Raw genomic sequence first — 21,889 nt, 5'->3', positions numbered from 1 at the left:
TCTTTTTTCACTTCACTTCTGCATGTAAGCATGACTTAAAATGTCCAAGTGCATATTCATGCCCTTGTGCATTAAAAGATGCAACCGCCTTTTCATAAACAACAATTTTAAACCCTTTATTATAAGCATCTACTGCTGTATGAAGAACACAAATATCAGTACAAACACCTACAAGATGAACTTCTTCTATTCCTCTTTCTCTTAGCTTCATCTCTAAATCCGTTCCAGCAAACGCACTGTATCGCGTTTTGTCCATATAATATACATTCTCTGCATTTTTATATGTTTCGTACACATCTTGTAATTCACCAAACAAATCTCTTCCACTTGTACCAGCTATATTATGAGGTGGGAATAACTTTGATTCTGGATGATATACATCATTTTCTTCATGTTTATCAATAGCAAAGACAACGTAATCTCCATTTTCAATATATTGCTTCGTTATATGTACAATTTCCTTCTCAATTTCCTGTCCTGGTTTCCCGCAAGTTAAAGCACCCTTTTCCGCTACAAAATCATATGTATAATCAATATTAATAAGAGCTCGTTTCATAACCACTATCTCTCCTTCTTCTGTTTCACAGTAAACAATAGAAAATTTGTTATTACGACATCGTATGTACTATTCGACATTTCAAATGAAATACCTACATTTTTCTTCTGAAACTTACCTTAGTCCGAGTTTATCATATAATAGATAAACAATGGTAAAACAAATAGCTCCTATTAACAAGTCATGAATTTGATAATTGAGCGTTATTTGCATAAACTCTTGTATCGTAAACCAAATTACTGCCATCATTAGGCTAATCAAAATGATACGAATACACCGATTCACGTATTCAACCTCTTTCTCTGTCATAGTAGTAACAAGTGATTACTTCCTATTTAATCGTATTAGAAAATGAAATAAGTTATTCACTCTTGCCCACTTTAGTCCAAACAAAAAAGCACACTACTTTTTGAGTAATGTACTTTTTATTCTTATTAAGACGCAGGTTTTGTCTCAAATGTTGCTTGATTAAAACTAATAACCTTTCCTTTCGGGTCATTGTTTTCATACTGAACTGCAGTAATTGTATGACTACCTGTTTCCAGCGTTTTTTCTTTTAACTGCACTGTTGTCTGCGTTGTACTAGTTACTTGATGTTTATCTGTATACATTTGATCTACAAATACGAATGTTTCTTTATCACTTTGAAAATTAGAAAGTTCTAATTCAACTTGCTGAATTAATGTATCCTTTTTGATGAATACAGTCGGTATATTGCCGTTTTCAGAAGTACCATCTGGAGTAATAACTTTTACTTTCCCTTCTCCAATTGACATTGCTCCTTCAGGAAATACAACCATATTCTCATCACTTGCGTTTACAACTTGTTCTTCCTGTTTTGATTGCGCGTCCTCTTTTTCCTGTGGAGCACCGCAACCAACTAATAACAATACAGACAATCCAGTGATTATGAATTTTTTCAAAATTCATCCCCCCTGTAACTTCATTATAATTTATTATACAAAAATAACTTTTAAATTTTGAGACTACTTTCAACACTTTCATGAACAAATAGAATCTTGCTCACGATTAATGTATCATACTTTCCTTAATAGAACATTAATTTTTTTTATGAAATAAATAGTAATTTCCTCTTATCTATCATTTTAGCCCAACATATGAATTACATACCCTCAAAAATAAAAAGACATTGTTAATTCAATGTCTTTTCTATACAGCAATTAAAAAACAAACGTTGTAATCTCATCTACTTCTTTTCTTGGAAGTTTCTTCGGTTTATCTTTCGGAAATCCGAGTGAAATAACCATATTTATTTGTTTTTCAGGCTCAACTTGTAAATATTGGCGCAGTTCATCTTGAGCTAGCAATACTGGCCCTGTCATTGGACAAGTACCAAGTCCCTTTGCATGTGCAGCTAACATTAAGTTTTGTGCCGCTAAACAGCTACTCTTAATGCCTTCTTCCTCCCAAACTGAATTTGGAACAAAAGCAATTGGATCAAATATCTTTTCACGGAACTTTGATTCATATGGTGTTGCCAAACATACGATTAATACTGGTGCCTCCGAGAAAGCTGTTGCATATGGTCCGAAAGAACGTGTAAGTAATTTCCCTGCTTTCTCTTCTCCATTTTCTGCTGCTTTTGCCGCAAGTTTATGTAATGCATCCCACGTCATTTGTTCAATTTCTTTAATCTTCTCTCGATTCATGATAACTAAGAATTCCCACGTTTGTGAATTCGTATCACTTGGTGCGTAACGAGCACAATCAATTATTTCTTTTATATCATTAGTAGATACTTCTTGATCTGTAAACTTTCTAACACTTCGTCTTCCGTGAATTACTTCTTTAAAATCTTCATAATTCATATATTAAATCCCCTTTTTACAGCGTTTTCAAAACTTGTCCTATGCTTGAATTATATCATGAAAAAAAGCCGGAAGAATACCAGCTTTTTTCTTCATGATTAATTTGTCACTTTAAACAAACGAATACTCTCTTCGTATGCAGCTTGTAGTTTTTTCGTAATTGGTCCTCTTTCACCAGCCCCGAACTGTTCATCACCAATTTGAACGACTGGGAATATTTCAAGTGGCGTCGCTGTAAAGAAGCACTCCTCAGCGTCATATACTTCTTGTAATGAAAACTCTCGTTCCTCTACATCGATATGTAACTCTTTCGCTAATGTAATTACATAGTGACGTGTAATACCATGTAAAATGAAATGATCCGCTGGATGTGTAATCAACTTATTATTCTTCACGATAAAGAAATTGGAATGACACCCTTCAGTCACAATACCATCTCGTACTAATATTGCTTCTTGATACCCTTGTTCATTTATTTTGTTTTTAATCATGATATTAGGAAGCAAATTTAAAGATTTTATATGGCAAAACTTCCACCTGATGTCCTCTTCTACTGTCACCTTAATCCCTGCCTCCATTGAAGCAACTGGTCTTGGGAACGAAACAAGATTTGCAAAATATGTCGGTTGTAAATCTGATTCATATACATGATTGCGCGGTTGTGCACCTCTTGATATTTGTAAATATACATTCCCATCTTCTTGAAATTGATTTTTTTCAATCATTTGATATAACTCTTCTACTAATTCTTCCTTCGTAAATGGTGGAATTAGTTTTATTTCTGCCATAGAGTTAAAGAATCGTTCCAAATGTAAATCTAATAAATGAGGCTTGCCATCGTATAGTCTAAATACTTCATAAATCCCATCACCAAATTGGAAGCCTCTCTCTTCTAATGCTACCATCGGCTGTTCTTCTTTCGTATTAATCATTCTCCCATTAAACAAGATCCAATCTTTATGAGTAGCTTTCATTCTTCCCCACTCCTTTATCACATGATTGATTTTATTGTACAACTTATGACACCCTGAAAGAAGGAATTTTCTGTATTTTCGCAAACTAAAAATACATCACTTCGTAAAAGTGATGTATTTTATCATTTATTTAAGGAAATATTTTTCAATATCATCTAACATAAGGTTCGCAGCTTTAATACCGCCTGCTGTATTCCAGATTACCTCATCTACTTGGAATACTTTATTATTTTTAGAAGCCTGTAGTTGCTTAAAGAGTGGATCTTCTGTCCATTCCTTCGCTAACGAATTTCCTTCATTATTCTTATCTGCATCTTTATCAGACGTGAAATAGAATAAGTAGTCTCCGTCCATATTTGGAATTTGCTCTTTTGTAATTCCTTTTATCGCAAAATCATCTTTATCTTGTAATGGTGGTCGTTTAAATCCAATATCATTTAAAACAACGCCCGAGAATGAGTTTTTTTGATAAATACGAACATCACCTGGCACGAAACGAATAATAGAAACTTTAGAATTCAATTTATCGCCTAACTTCTCTTTCATTCCTTCAATGCGTTTTTTATAATCATCAAGAGCTTTTTGCCCTTCTTTTTCTTTATTTACAGCTTTTGTATAAAGTGTAAAGTTTTCTTTCCAATCACCGCGTAATGTTTCTGCATAAACAGTTGGTGCGATTTCTTTTAGCTGATCATATATTTTTTCATGACGCATTTTATTTCCGATAATTAAATCTGGCTTAAGCTTCATTACAGCCTCTAAATTAATATCACGTTCAGTTCCTACAACTTCCGTGTTTTTTAACTCTTTCGCTAAATGAGGATACCATTCATCACCAGCACGTGGTTTCGTAGTCCCCACTGGCGTTACGCCCACAGCTAGGAGAGCCTCTGCGCCTTCATTTGTTAAAACAACAACTTTTTTAGGTGTACCATTTACTGTCGTTTCACCCATTGCATGCTTTACCGTATATGAATCTTTTGCTTTCGCTGATATATTATTTTCTTTTTTCTCTTCTTTACTACATCCTGCAATTACAACCATGAGTATCATAATGCAGAACATAATTAGTTTTTTAGTATGTATCATATGTCCTCCCTAGATGAAATCGATTATCATTAACATTTAAAGATTAATGTATCTTACATACATTGTCAATGTATATCAGAAAACTTTTTTAATATATACTATTTAGATTCTATCCGCTTTTCTAATGTTTCTTTTTAAAACATAGTGCATAAGTATGAAAAAAATGTTGTTATTAAAATGCGTACCCTTGTTATACATAACAAGGATACGCATCCATATTGCACTATCATTTCAATTCCTAATATTGAGTATACTTAATATACGCTGAGTCATTATATACCCACTGATTTCCCCCAAGGTTTAACCAACCATTTTCATTTATATATACTAAATAAGATTCTGGAGAATTTAATTGGCGGATAACTGCAGATGTAGTTGATGGACCACTTCTTAAATTTACATTCATCCCTTGTATATATGCAACCCCAATCGGGCTTCCATCACTATTGCTTGTCTTTACAAAATTAATGTAAGAAGGATCATTATACACCCATTGTCCATTCCCCAAATCTAGCCATCCATTACTTTCTTGATATACAACGTAAGATTCTGGAGAATTTAATTGACGAATAACTGAGGAAGAAGTTGATGGACCATTTCTTAAATTTACATTTTTCCCAAGAACATAAGCGATTCCCTTCGTTTGAGGTGTCGGTTGTGGGTTAGGAGGTTGTGGATTTGGAGTTACTCCAAAAATAGCTGCTATTCCATTTGCATACGCTTGACTTAGATCTTCAATAAATTGTGGATTTTTTAATAAATTTGCATCAAAAGCTGTATCAATAAAAGCAGTCTCAGTTAAAATTGCATCCATTGCGGTTTCTCTTAATACCGCATAATTTTCTTTTTTTGCTCCTCGATCACGAAGACCATATTTTGTTAATACAGGATTGACAGCTGTATGCATTTTTTGTTGCTTTGCATATGCAGTGCTGCTATTGGATAACGCATTATAAATATAACTTTCAAAACCTGTACCCCCGCCGCTATTAATATGAAATGAAATAAAATAATCCGCACTGAAAGCATTAGCAATATTAGCACGTTCAGATAAAGAAATAAACACATCACTATCACGTGTCATTTTAATTGTAATTGGGTAATTTACCGTTAAAATGTCTCGAACGCGTCTAGCAATTTGAAGTGTTAAGTTTTTTTCTACTAAACCATTACCAACAGCACCAGAATCATATCCACCATGCCCTGCGTCTATAACAAGTTTCATTTTATTGCCCCGCCCCTTTCTTGTAATATGTTTGCATTTCTACTCGTCCTATTTTATGTGAAATGTACAAATTCTGTTACAATTGCAAATAAAAAAACCGCCTTATGTAAGGCGGTTTCTATCATCTTGCTTTAACCAATTTAAAATAAATATATACGATTGATAGTGAACATAACGTATGCAAAATAAAATAAATAAAAGTGCTATTCCAACACCACTATAAAGTAAACCGAACTTTAAAAAAACATTTACAAGTGGTGGAAAGTTTATTAGATTTTGTAATGTACTAAGCATGCAAAACATAATGAAAAAGACAGGGACGTATTGTAATTCATACGGCTTTTTTTTCTTAATCATTCTTTTCCGAATGATTATATGACATAATTCTGCTACTATAAAGCACCCTCCAATTAATACAAGACCAGAAGTCATCGTCATACATCCACCTGCCTTATATTTATTGTATCGCATAAATAATCATCGTTATATTTTCTTTACATACTCTTCATCTTCTGAAGTAAAACCAAAACTCTCTATGAAAGACTTCGCCTTTTCTGTTAATTTCTCTTGTAGCACTTTTATTTCTTTCACATTTCTTTGTTTCATCATTTCTTCAAATGTAAAATACGTATTTGTACCATAACCGTAACCTTGGTAATCAAAATGAATAATTAGCTGTGATAAAACAGCCCGTTCCTCTTGTACACTATAATCTATTACACCAATATATGTATCATCAACTTTCACACAGTACTGTACCTTTTTCTCACCTAAACTATGCGATTTAAACATTTCTTTAACAACGCTTTCATTTTCTACAGTAACTTTCTCAAACGTAATCATATGTTGTCCATCCTTTTACTATTATTGTATCAATAATACTTCCTATTTATGAAAAAAAACCTTAAGACCGTATGCGATCTTAAGGTTTTTCTAATTAAACTAAGCTATACGCACGTTTTGTTTCTTCATGGAACTTATTCGTATCGTATTTATGCTCAACATAAATTTGGTGCCATACCATAAACGCAAGTACAGTCCAAATTTTACGGCTATAATCGCCTTTATCTGCACAATGTGCTTCCAGTAAGTTTAATACATACTGTTTGTCGATTAAATGCTCTGTCTTACTTTCGTTTATAATATTTATAGCCCAATCATGCATTTCGTCTTTTAACCAGTGACGAATTGGTACTGGGAATCCAAGTTTTTTACGATCTAATACGTGATCTGGAACGATTCCGCGTGCTGCTTCACGTAAAATGGCTTTCGTAGTTCCGTTAGCAATCTTAAATTCAGTTGGAATTTTAGATGCAACATCGAATACTTCTTTATCTAAGAACGGTACACGAAGTTCTAATGAGTTTGCCATTGTCATTTTATCAGCTTTTAATAAAATGTCACCGCGTAACCATGTGAACATGTCAATGTACTGCATTTTACTTACATCATCATAATCTTTAATCTCGTTATACAATGGTTTCGTGATATCCATATAGTTAACACTTTCATTGTAATACTTCATTAATTCAGCTTTTTCTTCTTCACGGAAGATTTTAGCATTTCCATAGTAACGCTCTTCAATTGGTGTACATCCACGCTCTAGGAAGCTCTTACCTTTAAATCCTTCTTTAAGAGCACCACTTAATGCTTTTAGAACGCTCTTACCTGGACTAGGGATGTAAGAGAACATTTTTAGTGAGTTTGGCTCACGGTAAATGTTATAACCACCAAATAGCTCGTCTGCGCCTTCACCAGAAAGAACAACTGTTACATGTTTACGTGCTTCTTTCGCAACGAAGTACAATGGTACAGCTGCTGGATCAGCTAAAGGATCATCCATATGCCAAATGATTTTTGGGAACTCATCCATAAATTCTTTCGCTGAAATGAATACGTTATGGTTTTTAACGCCTAATTTCTCAGCAGTTTCTTTCGCAACATCAACTTCACTGAAACCACGTTGCTCAAAACCAACAGAGAATGTTAAAAGATTTGGATTCATTTCTCTTGCGATAGAAGCGATGATAGATGAATCGATACCACCAGATAAGAATGAACCTACTGGTACATCACTACGCATATGCACTTTTACTGAATCATATAACACATCACGAATTGCTTGGATATGCTCCTCTTTCGTTGCACTTGAAGCGTTGAAATAAGGTTTCCAGTAGCGATGGATTTCCATCTCTTTACCGATTTCTTTTACGAAATAATGACCAGGCTCGATTTTATTAACATCAATTGTTAAAGTTTCTGGCTCTGGACCATATTGGTACGTAAAGTAATGTTGTAGTGACGTTGGATTAACGCCTTTATCTTCCATCACATGCATAATACTTTTCTTCTCAGATGCGAAGAATGTAGTATCACCTTGTTGTGCGATGTATAAAGGTTTAATACCGAAGTGATCACGTGCACCGAAAAGTTTCTTTTCTTCACGATCCCAAATCATAAATGCAAACATACCACGAAGGTAATCTACACATTTTTCTTTCATATGTGCATACAATGCAATGATAACTTCTGTATCAGATTGCGTTGCAAACGTTGCACCTTTTTCAAGTAACATTTCACGTAATTCTACATAGTTGTAAATTTCACCATTAAAAATAATTACATATCGATCATTTTCATAAGTTAGCGGCTGATGTCCTGCCTCTAAGTCAATGATGCTTAAACGGCGGAAGCCAAATTGTACATGTTCATCACGAAAATATCCTTCGTCATCTGGACCACGGTGGAAAATCATCGTGTTCATATTTTCAAATTGATGTTTTTCTGTTTCTGAAAACTCTCTAGGGTTTTCACATAAACATCCTACAAAACCACACATACTTCTTACCCTCTTTCAGTTTTCATTCTGTCTCTATACTACTATATCAACCCTATTTATACTAGCATAATCAACTGAATATGGCGACCAAAAACTATAAAAAAATCACTCCATTTCACATTTTTAACAATTTTTTATGAAAACATGAAAACTAGGCACTCACCTTTCTCCGCTTTTGTCATATGATATTGCAAATTGATTTCTAGGAGGGAATACCATGAGTGAAGAAAAAAAAGATTCTTCTCGCCCACCGGTTCGTAATTACTTAAAGCAAATTGATGATTTCTTCGAGCAAACACCTCTTCGCAATGTAATCGCTGATTTAAATCATTTTTTCCAAAAAGGAAACCGTTTATTAACATTCCCTGTAGATTTATATGAAGTTGGTGAAGAACTCGTTGTTACAGCTGAACTACCAGGTATACAAAAAGAACAAATCCAAATTGAAATACAAAGTGAATACTTAAAAGTCTCTGTAAAAGAAGAGATACTTGAAGAGGAAGAAGAACAAACATCCCATAACTATTATCGCCGAGAACGTTCCATTTCAGAAGCATCAAGATTGATTAAATTGCCGTATTCAATTAATAAAAAAGCGGCAAAAGCTTCTTATCAAAACGGCGTATTAGAAATTCGGGCGCCGAAACTTCCCCAGCAACATGACATTTTATCGATAGACTAATGCAAAAAAATAAGGGTGCTATGCACCCTTATTTTTAACCCACTAATCGCTTCATATCACGTATAATGTCTTCGTATGGCGTATTACTAATGCCACTATACTTTTTCATTACTTTTCCGTTTTGATCAATTAAATAAAATGATGTACCATGCATGACCTGACCGTTCTCCGGCTTATCTACAAGTGATTGGAAATTATCTTTTGAAAACTTTGTAATATCTTCTAACGAATACCCCGTTAATAAATTCCAGTTACTAGTATCCTCTGTAAATTTTTGAATAAAAGCTTTCAGATTTTCTGGCTTATCAAGGTCTGGATCTACACTAAATGAAACAAACTGAACGTCTAATTTCTCTTCTTTTGCCATCTTTTGAAGCTTGGCCATATTTGCAGTCATTGGTGGACAAACTGTCTGACAATTTGTGAACATAAAATCTGCAACCCAAACTTTCCCTTTTAAATCTTTTGTACCAAATTTCTTTCCATCTTGATTTGTAAATTGGAAGGTTTCTAAATCCCAATTTAATGGTTTACGAAGCTTTGAACCTGATTCACTACATCCAGCAAGTACAAAGAGACAAAATACAACCATAAGACCAATTATTTTTTGATAACGCTTCATTTATAAACCTCTTTTCTCTATCCTAAATTTAAATAGGTTATGTTTATAATAACAAAAGTTAACACTACGAGAAAATTGTTTACTACATTTGTTCACGAAATCGTACGAATTTACGTATGTTACTTTTTTATTTCAAGCGAATTACTAGACAAAATATATTTTTTTACTATTATTTCTCTAAATAAAAGTGATAAAACTAATTTTATTGTTACTTTTGTAAATACCTCTCCCTATTTTTTAACAATTCCTTAAACATTAATCCATGTTTTACACTGTATTCCTTAACAACATTTCGGTACAATACAAATACAACGATTTTAAATGAGGTGATGTTCATGGCAAAGCGCTATGAAAATATGGATAATGTTAGTACAAAAAAATCAATTCGCTCTTTTTTACGCTGGCGTAAAGAACGAAAGCAAAACAAAAAAGATTTTTCTTTCTTAGTAGAACAATCACCCGTTAAACAAAGTGCATTTTTGCAAAGTAATGTTGAAAAAACGACTATCACATGGATTGGGCATTCCACTTTTCTTATCCAAACGAATGGACTTAATATATTAACAGATCCAGTATGGGCTAATAAATTAAAGCTAATTCCAAGACTTACAGAACCTGGACTCTCTATAGAAGCACTACCTAAAATTGATATTGTCCTTATTTCACATGGTCATTATGATCATTTAGATTTTTCAACTCTTCGTCAGTTGAATGATGATGTTCTATATCTTGTACCTATTGGATTAAAAAAATTATTTACTCGTAAGAAATTTAAACATGTAGAAGAGTATAAATGGTGGGAAAGTACGATAATTAACGAAGTTTCTTTTCACTTCGTACCCGCTCAGCACTGGACGAGAAGATTCTTATTTGATATGAATACGTCTCACTGGGGTGGATGGATTATTGATAATGAAACGACTATGGAAACCATATATTTTTGTGGTGACAGTGGCTATTTCCAAGGTTTCAAAGAAATTGGTGAACGCTTTTTAATTGATATTGCTCTTATGCCCATTGGCGCTTATGAACCAGAATGGTTTATGAAAGTATCTCATGTTTCACCTGAAGAGGCCGTGCAAGCTTATTTAGATTTAAACGCTACGCATTTTATACCAATGCATTACGGTGCTTTTGCACTCGCCGATGAAACACCTCGTGAAGCAATAACTAGACTTCGAAATAATTGGAATTTGCGCATGTTACCGTGGGAACAACTGCATGTACTCTTTTTAGGTCAAACTTTTATTTATAGTAACGCAACAAATAATAAGCAAATAAACGAAAAAATTGAAACTTTACATGTGTAACGTAATGACTGATTTTCTATATCCAACATATAATATAGAAAATCCTATAGTGAAACTTTAATTAGTGGGTTTTCTTCATCCCCACTGATTATTTGCCTTCACCAATCAAGCTTTTACGGGCAGCCCGCTACCTAACCTCTTTGCTCCAGCTAAATTTGAGGTAGAGAGTTTTACTGTCCACAAATAGCGGGATAAAGGGTGTTTTCTATGAATGAATATTTACAGACTCGCTATATCATTAGCGGTAGTGCCTGTGTAGCTCTTCTTATTTCTTACTTTCTATTTACATAAAAAAGCTACTTGAAATATATTTTCAAGTAGCTTTTTTATTACTCTGCTAAATACATAAATCCGATTGCGCCCGGACCTGTATGAGTACTAATAATAGGCGTTGTATAGAAAATTTCTGATTGAGCAAATCCACTTACTTTTTCAACCGCCGCTTTCATACTTTCAGCTAAAGGAATTGCTTTCGCATGCGGAATTGCAACAGCTTTTACGACTTTTCCAGCCGTATCTTGCTCAAATAACTTAGCTAATGTTTTTACAATTTGGCCTTGGCTACGAACTTTCGTTACAGGATTATAAACACCGTCTTCAAGACTAGCAATTGGCTTTATATTAAGTAGAGAACCGATAAACGCTTTTCCTTTACCGATACGTCCACCCTTCACTAAGTTTTCTAATGTATCCACTACTACATATAAACGAGTATTCTTTCTTACTTCATCTACACGTTTTAAAATTTCTTCTAGTGAGCGTCCGTCATTTGCCATTTTTGCAGCTTCAATTACTTGATATGCTAAAGCATGTGTAATAAATTGAGAATCAACAACTGTTACTTTTGTATCAGTCATTGATGCAGCGCTATTTGCAGTTGCTACAGTACCGCTCATTCCACTTGTCATATGGATAGAAAGGACTTCGCTTCCATCTTCCCCTAGCTTGTCATACATTTCTACAAATGTACCCATAGCTGGTTGTGATGTTTTTGGTAATTCCTCTGATTTAATCATTTCTTCAATAAATTCGTCAGGTTGTAAATCAACGCGATCTAAATATGTTTGTCCATTTACAGAGATTGATAATGGTAAAACATGAATGTCATACTTTTCGATTACGTCTTGTGATAAATCTGCCGTTGAATCTGTTACAATTTTAATTTTTTGCATACTATACTTCTTCCCTTTCCAATACGCTCTCCTTGTTATTATACTAGTATTCCCATTGCTTTCAACAATTTGGAACGAAATTTCATCAAATTAATTATATTTTCATATCTAAAATGAAAAAGACAGAGTTTACTAACCCTGTCCGTACTTCGTATCATGCATTTTTTTCAAGGGTATTTGTTTTATATACATTTAAATAATCATTCCACTTCAAACAATTTTGTAAATATTCACGGAAAGAATACGAAAATCTTGGGTGTTTTTGTTTTTGAATTTTTGCAATAAATAATTGAAGACGAGACTGAATTAGAAACGATAATGGATGCTGTGCCTGTAGGACAGGGATTTCGAATATTTTAATGCAATCCCCTGTTGAATGAGTGAAATAAAAACTTTTCGTAATCACAATATCAATCCTCTTTTTCATTGGATTTTTGAACTTCCTCTACTTTGCGCTGTAACACGTTGTTTAAAGTGGAGTAAAATCAGACTTATATGATTTCTGTAGTCCTTATGGCTAGAAGATTTATACTCTATTCATCTCCACCTAATTCACCTTCCCGTCCTAAATATCTCTGAGACGGGAATCTCATTATCCATCAATTGTTTAATACATTTAGTATAAGCTTATAAAAGCGCAAAGTTTGTCTAAATTTTGGAGATTCTATAATTTTTTTCTTCTATATATTGTATACGTTTATAGCTATAGTATAACAAATAAATAAAAAAGTGCCTTTATAACGAGGCACTTTTCGACTGCATTTCTTCTCTTTTCTTTTTCCTCTTACTAACAACCTTTGATAACGCAATACTTACTTCATAAATACAAATAAGCGGCACTGCAACTAAACTATGAGATAAAAAGTCTGGCGGTGATATACAAGATGCAATGATAATTAATGCTACGTAAGCATACCTTCTTATTTTTATTAAAAATTCCGCCGTAAGTATTCCAATACTAGTTAAAAACATTACAACGACTGGCAATTCAAAAATCACAGCAAATGGAACTGTTAAATTAAGTACAAAATGAAAATACTTTTCTGTCGTAAACATCGTATTAAACATTTCATTACCTATCGTAGTTAAAAAGTGAAATAGAAACGGCATTACAATGAAATATCCAAAACATAAACCTGCGAGAAATAATATAGACAATACCGGTATATACATTATTGTCATCTTTTGTTCATTTGGATGTAAACCCGGTTTTACAAATAACCAAATTTGTATAGCAGCAAAAGGAATTGTACAAACGATAGCAAATACTGTAGCAATCGAGAAAAAAATCCACAATACATCACTTGGACCGAGAACAGTTAATTTCATTGGTAAATCTTTTACAAGCCAAAAATAAATATCCTTTGTAAAAGTAAATCCAATAATTAAAAATAGTACAAAGGATAACACCGTATATATTACTCTTTTTCGAAGCTCAACAATATGTTCTACTACGCTCATTTCCCGATTTTCCATCTCGTTCACCACACTTTATTTATCCATTACAAGGAAAATACACTACATTTTTTCTTTCTTTTCCTTTTCTTGAAATGCGTCATCTGTCAATTCTTTCGTTGATTTTTTAAACTCTTTTAACGTTTCCCCTAAAGCCTTCCCGATTTCCGGCAATTTTTTAGGTCCAAATAAAATGAGTACTGCTACTAAAATTAAAATTAACCCTGGAAAGCCAATATTTGAAAACATTTCCCCATCCCCTTTATTAGTAGTTTCCTTGTCCTACTATTACATAATTTTATTTTGTCAAAAAAGTTTGAAAACGTCAACAAATCCATTGTCTTTTGTCAAAAAAATTCAAAAATATAATCAATTATACAAATTTCATTTTCTATTGCTCTTGTGTATGATATGGTAAGGGAAATGACATATTATTTTATGATAGTAGAAAGGATTTGCATTATGACTGAAAAAATGACACGAATGACCCAATTTGTAAAAGAAGAAATTGCAAATGCAATTACACATGGTATCGGTGCCATTTTAAGCATCCCTGCCTTAATCATATTGATTATTCATGCTTCTAAGCACGGTACCGCATCAGCCGTAGTTGCATTTACTGTTTATGGTGTAAGTATGTTCTTACTGTACTTGTTTTCAACATTGCTACATAGCATTCATCATCCTAAAGTAGAAAAAATATTTACTATTTTAGATCATTCAGCCATTTACTTATTGATTGCTGGCACGTATACTCCTTTTCTACTTATTACACTTCGTGGCCCATTAGGATGGACGTTGCTTGCTATAATATGGACACTAGCAATCGGAGGTATCGTCTTCAAAATTTTCTTTGTACGTCGCTTTATTAAGGCATCAACGCTATGTTATATCATAATGGGATGGCTCATAATCGTTGCTATTAAACCACTTTATGAAAATCTAACTGGACATGGTTTTTCACTACTTTTAGCAGGTGGCATTTTATATTCTGTCGGAGCTATATTCTTCCTTTGGGAAAAGCTACCTTTCAACCATGCCATATGGCACCTGTTCGTTTTAGGTGGTAGTGCGATGATGTTCTTCTGTGTACTCTTTTATGTCTTACCTACAGCATAATAAAAAAGGATTCAGCTTACGATAAGCTGAATCCTTTTTTATTACTTATGTAATTGTGATGCAATAACTTCCTGTGTATGCTTCGTTAATTCTTTAATATCCATATTCGCATAATCTTCAGGTGTAATCGGCTTAGAAATTGTTACTGTTGCATGAGCTGGCTTCATACGATTTCCATTCGCTTCAAACATCTTATATGTACCATCTAACGTTACAGGTAAAATTGCTACACCTGACTTTACTGCAAGATGAAAACTACCAGCCTTAAACTCTCCAACTTCGCCACCCTTACTTCTCGTTCCTTCAGGGAAAATTACGATAGAATGTCCATTCTTTAATAGTTCAATTCCATCTTTAATCGCTTGAAGAGATTGACGACGATCGCTACGATCCATAAATACACAATTCATCAGTTCCATCCAAGTTGGTACAACTGGGAACTTTTTAATCTCTGCTTTTGAAACGAATCCAATTGGTTTATTTAAGTAACCTAGTAAAACAGGGATATCCATATTACTTTGGTGATTACTTACAACTAGCACTGGCTTGTCTTTCGGAACATTTTCAAGTCCTTTCACTTCTACTGCCCCTCCAGCTACACGTACCATTTTCTTACCAAACCAATTTGTCGTTTTATACACAGCATTGTCTTTTTCTTTTGGCGCCATCGTATTTACTTGTCTTTTAAGACGCCACATTCTCGGTGTAATCGCAATTACGATTAAAATTAAATAAAAGATTTTAAAAAACGTTTGAATCATACAGAACCCCCACCTATTATCATTCCGACCTTCATTATACTAGACAAACGAAGGAAAAAGAAGAAAAAAAGTCCAAACAGCAAGTGTTCGGACTTTTTAAGCATTCTATATTAGAAACGTTTTGCTAATTCACGAGCATTAGCAATTGCTGCTTCTTTAATTTCTTGTGCTTTTTCAGGGTTTGCATTCATGCCTTCAACTGCAATATATTCAGTATCATTCACACCGACAAATCCTAATACAGTCTTTAAGTGATTACGACCGAAGTCTACAGCTGCGTATGCTCCTTCAGAATATACGCCACCTGTTGCTTGAATGTGAAGTGCTTTTTTACCTTCTAATAAGCCGACTGGACCATTTTCAGTATATTTGAATGTTTTACCTGCGATTGCTACGTTATCTAAGTATGCTTTTACTACTGGTGGATAGCTAAAGTTCCACATTGGAGTTACGAATACATAACGATCTGCATTCATAAATGTTTCTAAGTTTGTGTTCATTGCTGCTACTTTTTGTTGTTGAACTTCAGTTAAAGCTTCAAAGCCTTCACCTGCTGCAAATTTACCCCAAGCAGCAAATACATCTGCATCAATTGCTGGTACTGTAGTGTTGAATAAATCAATTGTTACAACTTCGTCTTGTGGATGTTCGTTTTTATAAGCTTCGATGAAAGCTTCCCCTACTGCCATTCCGAAAGAACCTTCTGCTGAATTTGGATTTGCTGTAATAAATAGTACTTTTGTCATTGTATTCTCTCCCTTTTTTCTCTTTATCTTTAATTCAAGATTTGTTTTTTAAAAGTTAATAACTTACCTTATGTAAGTATAATATAAAAAGTTTTAATCAATGTCAATAAAAAATAGCTACTTTTTTTTCGTAAGTTAATGATTTACTTTGTTTCCTTAAAATTTAGTATACAGATATTACAAACTCTTTCATATAAAAAGGCTACCTCTACAACCTATAGAGATAGCCTTCTATTACATATTATTTTTGAAATACATGTTTTACTTTTTCAGCTGGAATATTACTTCCGCCTCTACCTTTTACATCTTCAATCATCATTGTAATGACCATATCTGGCGAATTTAAATCAAATGCAGCGAACCAACCTAGTTCTTTTCCTTCGGCCTCTTTTGATACTTTTAATTCCGCTGTACCTGTTTTTCCAGCAAGAGTCATACCATCAATTTTAGCAATTTTCCCTGTACCATCTGGATCATTAATTACTTTCGTCATTGCAGTTTTTAATATATCCTGATTTCCTTTAGAAATTACATTTTCTTTCCAAGCTTTTGGTTGTTTATCTGTTTTAATAATATACGGTGACGGAATCGTTCCATCATTTACAATTGGCGCATACGTTAAAGCTAAATGAAGAGGAGTCATTAATACTTGTCCTTGTCCATATCCCGTATCTGCCATTTGAATATCATTTTTAATGCCGTCATTTGCAATTTTAGAAGCAGGGAATCCATATTCAATTGGTAGTTTCTCATCGAATCCGAATTTTTTTGCTTCACTCATAAACTTGTCTTTTCCGATTTTCAAAGCTTCTTGTGCGAAGTAAATATTATCCGAGTATTTCATCGCCTTATCAAGATCAATCGGATTTGCATCTTTCACACGCGTTACATAGTAATTACCCCAAGAAGAATCTTTTGTCCATTTTAATCCTTCAATTTTCAACTCTTCTTTTGGATCAATTGTTTTCGTTTCAAGACCAATTGCAGCTGTAATAGGTTTAAATACAGAACCTGGTACCGACAATTGTGTAAAGCGATTTGTCATTGGTTTTTTCGGATCATTATTCCAAGCTTCGCGTTGTGCCTTCGATGTCCCTCGTGCAATTATATTAGGATCATATGCTGGACTACTTACTAGTGCAATTGTTTCTCCACTTTTCGGATTAATTGCTGCACTTGAACCAGCTTCGCCCTTCATTTCATTATACGTTTTTTCTTGAACAACACTATCAATAGTTAAAGTTACATTTTCTCCATCAACAGCATCTGTTTTTGCCAAGTTTTTAATTTCTTTTCCTTGCGCATCTTCTACAAAGACACGGCCACCTTTTTTACCGCGTAGCTTTTCCTCTAATACTTGCTCTAAACCAGCTTTACCAACTGGGTCATCAGCTTGATAGCCTTTCTTTTGTAGCGTTTTTAAATCTTCAGCATTTACCTTTCCAATATAACCAGTCAGATGAGCTGCCGCTTCCCCTAACGGATATGTACGAACATTTACAGGTTTTGTTGAAACACCTGGTAAATCAATGTACGTATTTTGTGTTGCCCCTTCAGGCAAAATTCCAATTGGTACGAGATACCCTGGTTTTACCCATTTAGCAGCTAATTTTTGATCAATTTCTTCTACAGACATATTTAATAACTTCGCTACTGTTTCTTTCGTTTGCGGAGCAGTATCGCCTAACTTTTCAGGAATCAATCCGATTTCAGAAGCTTTCCCATTCGTTGCAAGACCTTTTCCATTACGATCGTATATTTCACCACGTTTTGGCTGTGTTGTCTGCATACGCACTTTACTATCTTTCGTCATGCCTGGGAAAATAAAATCAGGAGTCCAATCTATTTTCCAAGATTCTTTATCTCCATCTTTTTCTTTCACCATTTTTGCTTCATGACCAAATGTAATTTTACCACCAACTGTATCCATGCTTACTTTAAAAGGAACAGGGCCTTCATCTTTTTTATCTTCTTTTACTTCCCCTGTTTCTACCTTTAAGTCTTTCACTTCGATACCAGAATAAATTTTTTCATATTTCTCAGTAAACTCTTTCTTTGAAATATCTTTTTTTGCATTTTTTGATAGTTGATCATACATATCTGCAAATTTTTGTTTATTCCACGCTTTTACATATGTATCAAACGCTTCTTGTGGTTTTTCTTCTTTACCACATCCAACTAACATGAATGTTAAGCAAAGAAAAAGAATCCCCCATATCTTTCTCAATCGATTCTCCTCCTCTTTCTATATTAGTACTTTTGAAAATTTTAGCATTTTTACATGCTACCTATCATTATAGCACTATCGAATCTCATCTATAAACTTATATTGGTGAATATAAATAAAAAGATTGATGCGAATTCTCACATCAATCTTTTTTATTATTGTTGTTTCTCATATACATGGTAATAATACGTATATGGGTTTTTTTCATCCGTTAAACCTTTTTCTACAAAAATCTCTTTCCAATTTGTCATATCTATTTCTGGGAAGAATGTATCTCCTTCAAATGCATGATGGATTTTTGTTATATATAACTTGTCTACATAAGGTAAAAAGAGGTCGTAAATTTGCGCTCCACCAAAAATAAAAATCTCTTCTTCATTTTTACATAGTTCAAACACTTCTTCTACAGAATGAACAACTTCACAACCTTCAACATGATACCCTTCATTACGAGTTACAATAATATTACGTCTTCCAGGCAGTGGTCTACCAATCGCTTCATAGTTCTTTCTTCCCATAATAAGCGGGTGACCCATCGTTGTTTTCTTCACGTATTGTAATTCACTCGGTAAACGCCAAGGTAAATTATTATCTTTACCAATTACTCTATTTTCGTCCATAGCGACCATAAATGAAACAATCATTTTTTCATCTCCTCTACAATTATACTGCAACCGGTGCTTTAATTGCTGGATGCGGATCGTATCCTTCAATCGTTAAATCTTCCATTTCAAAATCGAAAACAGATTTAACATCTGGATTTAATGTAAGTTTCGGGAATGGACGTGGTTCACGTGCCAATTGCTTTTCTACTTGTTCAAAATGATTTGTATAAATGTGTGCATCACCAATTGTATGAACAAATTCTCCCACTTCAAGTCCGCATTCATGTGCAATTAAATGTGTTAGTAGTGAGTAACTTGCAATGTTAAATGGAATCCCAAGGAATATGTCACCACTTCTTTGATATAACTGACAAGAAAGCTTTCCATCTGCTACATAAAACTGGAATAGCGTATGACAAGGCGGTAAGGCCATACTTGGTACATCTTCTGGATTCCAGGCAGAAACGATTAAACGACGTGAGTCTGGTGTTTTTTTAATCATTTCAATTACATCTTTTAATTGATCAAGTGTCTCACCAGCTGTCGTTTTCCAAGCACGCCACTGTTTACCGTAAACGTCTCCTAAATAACCATATTTATTTGAGAACTCATCATCTTCTAAAACGTTCTTTTTAAACAATTCCATTTGCTCGTCGTACTGTACTTTAAATTCTTCATCTTGTTGTGAGCGAAGACCAAAATCAGTCATGTCAGGACCAGTATACTCATCACTTTCTACCCAGCTCTTAAAAGCCCATTCATTCCAAATGTTATTATTATGCTGCAATAAATAGCGAATATTTGTATCACCTTTCATAAACCAAAGCAGTTCACTTGCTACAAGGCGAAACGGTACTCTCTTTGTTGTTAATAAAGGAAAACCTTTACTTAGATCAAAACGCATTTGATATCCAAATACAGATACAGTGCCTGTCCCTGTACGGTCTTCTTTCTTCGTACCATGTTCCATTACATGGCGGCATAAATTTAAGTATTCATTTTCAGCATGTTTCATATGTAGGAAAACCTTCTTTCAATCGTATATGCAATTTATCATAACATGAAAAATGATAAATTTAATAATCCTAATTAATAAAATTTCTTGCGCTAATTCTTACAAAATTATTAACTTTCCAAATATAAAAAGGTTTTCATTTTCTATTACCGAAAGTATAGTGCGGTAGAACAAAATTTATATTTGGAGGTTAGAAGTATGTCTAAAATTGAAACGCCTGTTATGACTTCTTTACAAACAACGGCTGAAAAAATGATGAAGGATTTAAATGTTCCTGGTGCTGCTGTCGCTGTTATAAAAGACGGTGAAGTTATTATTTCAGAAGGTTTCGGCTATCGTAATATAGAAACAAAAGAGGCTGTTACCCCGAATACTCGATTCGCAATCGGTTCCTCAACGAAAGCATTTGGCACACTTTCATTAAGCTTGTTAGCACAGCAAAAAAAGTTTAATTGGGATACCCCTATCCAGTCTTATATACCTAACTTTACTTTATCTGAACTACTTGCTAGCTCACAAGTTACAGGACGGGATTTAGCTTCTCATCGAACTGGAGTGAGTCGTCATGAGGCTCTTTGGTACAGTTCTTCCTTATCTCGAAAAGATCTCGTTGAAAAAATAAAACATTTACCACTTGATGCACCGTTCCGAACTGCATTTCTATATAACAATTTAATGTATGCAACAATTAGCTACATTGTTGAAAACATTACAAATCAAACGTGGGAGCAATACACTACAGAACATATTTTAGAACCTTTAAATATGAGACATACAAACTTCTCTGTTAACGATTCACAAACTACAGATGATTACGCTTTACCTTACATTGAAAATGACGGTGAAATAAAAGCAGTTCCATTCCGTAACATCGATACAGTTGGCGCTGCTGGGTGTATTAATTCCACAATTGAAGATATGGCAAATTGGGTACTTCTCCACTTAAATGAAGGAAAATTTGGAGATCATGAATTAATCTCCTCTGAATTATTACAACAAATGTATACACCACACAATTCAATTCCAGACCAACCGGTTTTATCACTCCCTGAATCTCCATTAAATAGTTACGGTCTTGGTTGGTTTATTAGCGCTTATCGTGGTAAAAAAGTGATTCATCATGGCGGTAATATTGATGGATTTTCAGCGCTTGTTTCATTCATACCAACAGAAAACATAGGCCTTGTCATTTTAACGAATGCTGGAGGAACATTACTTCCTACTTATCTCGCTAATCAAATTTATGACGAACTACTTGAATTAGAATCCATTGATTGGCATAAACGTGCTGTAGAAGATACTAAAAAAATGAAGGAAATGATGAAAGAAGCAACTGAATCCCTCCCTGAACAAATTAAAGGGACTACACCTTCGCACAAGTTAGAGGATTATACTGGTACTTTTGAACATCCTGCATATGGAACATTACAAGTATACAAACGAGATGATTCGTTATATGTACAATTTATGGAAATGGATATTCAATTAGGGCATCATCATTACGACATCTTCTCTGCAAAAGTTGACTTATTCCAAATGAAAATGAGCTTATTATTCGCTTATGAAATGAATGTAAGTGGTGAATTCCCATCCCTTCAGTTACATGTACCAGCTACATTAAGTACTCAGCCGCTTACATTTAAGAAACTTAAATAAGTATTTT

General features: G+C 33.9%; 24 protein-coding genes. 4 read left to right on the top strand and 20 right to left on the bottom strand.

All coding sequences use genetic code 11. The features are described 5' to 3' along the window. Window positions 1–7: 7 nt before the first annotated feature. The 10 genes from MR112_RS04880 to asnB form a co-directional block, all read right to left on the bottom strand. Window positions 8–556, bottom strand: coding sequence for a cysteine hydrolase family protein (locus MR112_RS04880; protein WP_000816763.1), 549 nt, complete (start codon window positions 554–556; stop codon window positions 8–10). Window positions 557–670: 114 nt separating this feature from the next. Further along, window positions 671–865, bottom strand: coding sequence for a hypothetical protein (locus tag MR112_RS28860; protein WP_017674122.1), 195 nt, complete (start codon window positions 863–865; stop codon window positions 671–673). 125 nt (window positions 866–990) lie between these two features. After that, on the bottom strand, window positions 991–1,479 hold the full coding sequence (locus tag MR112_RS04875) for a putative periplasmic lipoprotein (RefSeq protein WP_000713496.1): 489 nt from the start codon (window positions 1,477–1,479) through the stop codon (window positions 991–993). Between the two features lie 258 nt (window positions 1,480–1,737). Then, window positions 1,738–2,385, bottom strand: coding sequence for a nitroreductase family protein (locus MR112_RS04870; protein WP_001105288.1), 648 nt, complete (start codon window positions 2,383–2,385; stop codon window positions 1,738–1,740). Window positions 2,386–2,483: 98 nt separating this feature from the next. After that, a complete protein-coding gene (gene dat, locus MR112_RS04865) occupies window positions 2,484–3,359 on the bottom strand; it encodes a D-amino-acid transaminase (protein WP_000648383.1) in 876 nt (291 codons plus the stop codon). A gap of 126 nt (window positions 3,360–3,485) precedes the next feature. Then, window positions 3,486–4,448, bottom strand: coding sequence for an ABC transporter substrate-binding protein (locus MR112_RS04860; protein ID WP_000581989.1), 963 nt, complete (start codon window positions 4,446–4,448; stop codon window positions 3,486–3,488). A 238-nt stretch (window positions 4,449–4,686) separates the two neighbouring features. Next, window positions 4,687–5,673, bottom strand: a complete 987-nt coding sequence (locus tag MR112_RS04855) for an N-acetylmuramoyl-L-alanine amidase (protein ID WP_000779892.1) — start codon at window positions 5,671–5,673, stop codon at window positions 4,687–4,689. Window positions 5,674–5,775: 102 nt separating this feature from the next. Beyond that, window positions 5,776–6,105, bottom strand: a complete 330-nt coding sequence (locus tag MR112_RS04850; protein WP_000200455.1) for a hypothetical protein — start codon at window positions 6,103–6,105, stop codon at window positions 5,776–5,778. A 51-nt stretch (window positions 6,106–6,156) separates the two neighbouring features. Next, complete coding sequence (locus MR112_RS04845) at window positions 6,157–6,516, bottom strand: GNAT family N-acetyltransferase (protein WP_000627523.1); 360 nt, start codon at window positions 6,514–6,516, stop codon at window positions 6,157–6,159. A gap of 94 nt (window positions 6,517–6,610) precedes the next feature. Beyond that, on the bottom strand, window positions 6,611–8,512 hold the full coding sequence (gene asnB, locus MR112_RS04840) for an asparagine synthase (glutamine-hydrolyzing) (protein WP_000333816.1): 1,902 nt from the start codon (window positions 8,510–8,512) through the stop codon (window positions 6,611–6,613). Window positions 8,513–8,729: 217 nt separating this feature from the next. On the opposite strand from asnB, the gene MR112_RS04835 reads away from it, so the two are divergent. Continuing rightward, window positions 8,730–9,194 (top strand): Hsp20/alpha crystallin family protein, encoded by a 465-nt coding sequence (locus MR112_RS04835; RefSeq protein ID WP_001288085.1) that lies wholly within the window; start codon window positions 8,730–8,732, stop codon window positions 9,192–9,194. A gap of 34 nt (window positions 9,195–9,228) precedes the next feature. On the opposite strand, the gene MR112_RS04830 is transcribed toward MR112_RS04835, so the two are convergent. Next, window positions 9,229–9,816, bottom strand: coding sequence for an SCO family protein (locus MR112_RS04830; protein WP_000833331.1), 588 nt, complete (start codon window positions 9,814–9,816; stop codon window positions 9,229–9,231). Window positions 9,817–10,151: 335 nt separating this feature from the next. On the opposite strand from MR112_RS04830, the gene MR112_RS04825 reads away from it, so the two are divergent. Further along, a complete protein-coding gene (locus MR112_RS04825) occupies window positions 10,152–11,126 on the top strand; it encodes an MBL fold metallo-hydrolase (protein WP_048538756.1) in 975 nt (324 codons plus the stop codon). Window positions 11,127–11,455: 329 nt separating this feature from the next. On the opposite strand, the gene MR112_RS04820 is transcribed toward MR112_RS04825, so the two are convergent. The 4 genes from MR112_RS04820 to MR112_RS04805 form a co-directional block, all read right to left on the bottom strand. Continuing rightward, on the bottom strand, window positions 11,456–12,298 hold the full coding sequence (locus tag MR112_RS04820; RefSeq protein ID WP_001169470.1) for a DegV family protein: 843 nt from the start codon (window positions 12,296–12,298) through the stop codon (window positions 11,456–11,458). 154 nt (window positions 12,299–12,452) lie between these two features. Further along, the gene (locus MR112_RS04815) at window positions 12,453–12,704 is read right to left on the bottom strand and encodes a DUF2535 family protein (RefSeq protein WP_000629012.1); all 252 of its coding nucleotides are present in this window, start codon (window positions 12,702–12,704) and stop codon (window positions 12,453–12,455) included. A gap of 329 nt (window positions 12,705–13,033) precedes the next feature. After that, window positions 13,034–13,774, bottom strand: coding sequence for a twin-arginine translocase subunit TatC (tatC, locus tag MR112_RS04810; protein ID WP_048538757.1), 741 nt, complete (start codon window positions 13,772–13,774; stop codon window positions 13,034–13,036). A 42-nt stretch (window positions 13,775–13,816) separates the two neighbouring features. Next, window positions 13,817–14,002, bottom strand: a complete 186-nt coding sequence (locus MR112_RS04805) for a twin-arginine translocase TatA/TatE family subunit (protein WP_000492443.1) — start codon at window positions 14,000–14,002, stop codon at window positions 13,817–13,819. Between the two features lie 213 nt (window positions 14,003–14,215). On the opposite strand from MR112_RS04805, the gene trhA reads away from it, so the two are divergent. Continuing rightward, on the top strand, window positions 14,216–14,872 hold the full coding sequence (gene trhA, locus MR112_RS04800; RefSeq protein WP_000136889.1) for a PAQR family membrane homeostasis protein TrhA: 657 nt from the start codon (window positions 14,216–14,218) through the stop codon (window positions 14,870–14,872). 41 nt (window positions 14,873–14,913) lie between these two features. On the opposite strand, the gene MR112_RS04795 is transcribed toward trhA, so the two are convergent. The 5 genes from MR112_RS04795 to MR112_RS04775 all read right to left on the bottom strand — a co-directional run bounded on the left by MR112_RS04795 (window position 14,914) and on the right by MR112_RS04775 (window position 20,226). Next, the gene (locus MR112_RS04795) at window positions 14,914–15,633 is read right to left on the bottom strand and encodes a lysophospholipid acyltransferase family protein (RefSeq protein WP_000616577.1); all 720 of its coding nucleotides are present in this window, start codon (window positions 15,631–15,633) and stop codon (window positions 14,914–14,916) included. 110 nt (window positions 15,634–15,743) lie between these two features. Next, window positions 15,744–16,379, bottom strand: a complete 636-nt coding sequence (locus MR112_RS04790; protein ID WP_000170025.1) for an FMN-dependent NADH-azoreductase — start codon at window positions 16,377–16,379, stop codon at window positions 15,744–15,746. Window positions 16,380–16,620: 241 nt separating this feature from the next. Then, a complete protein-coding gene (pbpC, locus tag MR112_RS04785; protein ID WP_001227248.1) occupies window positions 16,621–18,606 on the bottom strand; it encodes a penicillin-binding protein 3 in 1,986 nt (661 codons plus the stop codon). A 155-nt stretch (window positions 18,607–18,761) separates the two neighbouring features. Beyond that, the gene (locus tag MR112_RS04780) at window positions 18,762–19,250 is read right to left on the bottom strand and encodes a dihydrofolate reductase (protein WP_000637205.1); all 489 of its coding nucleotides are present in this window, start codon (window positions 19,248–19,250) and stop codon (window positions 18,762–18,764) included. A gap of 19 nt (window positions 19,251–19,269) precedes the next feature. Continuing rightward, on the bottom strand, window positions 19,270–20,226 hold the full coding sequence (locus MR112_RS04775; protein ID WP_000679609.1) for a thymidylate synthase: 957 nt from the start codon (window positions 20,224–20,226) through the stop codon (window positions 19,270–19,272). Window positions 20,227–20,424: 198 nt separating this feature from the next. On the opposite strand from MR112_RS04775, the gene MR112_RS04770 reads away from it, so the two are divergent. Continuing rightward, window positions 20,425–21,882, top strand: coding sequence for a serine hydrolase (locus MR112_RS04770; RefSeq protein WP_226368540.1), 1,458 nt, complete (start codon window positions 20,425–20,427; stop codon window positions 21,880–21,882). Window positions 21,883–21,889 lie beyond the last annotated feature (7 nt).

This window comes from Bacillus cereus group sp. BfR-BA-01330 (genome assembly GCF_022663885.1).
Taxonomy (GTDB): Bacteria; Bacillota; Bacilli; order Bacillales; family Bacillaceae_G; genus Bacillus_A; species Bacillus_A cereus.
Note: the sequence above shows the minus strand (reverse complement) of the source record. Positions and strands in the feature narration are given on the sequence as shown.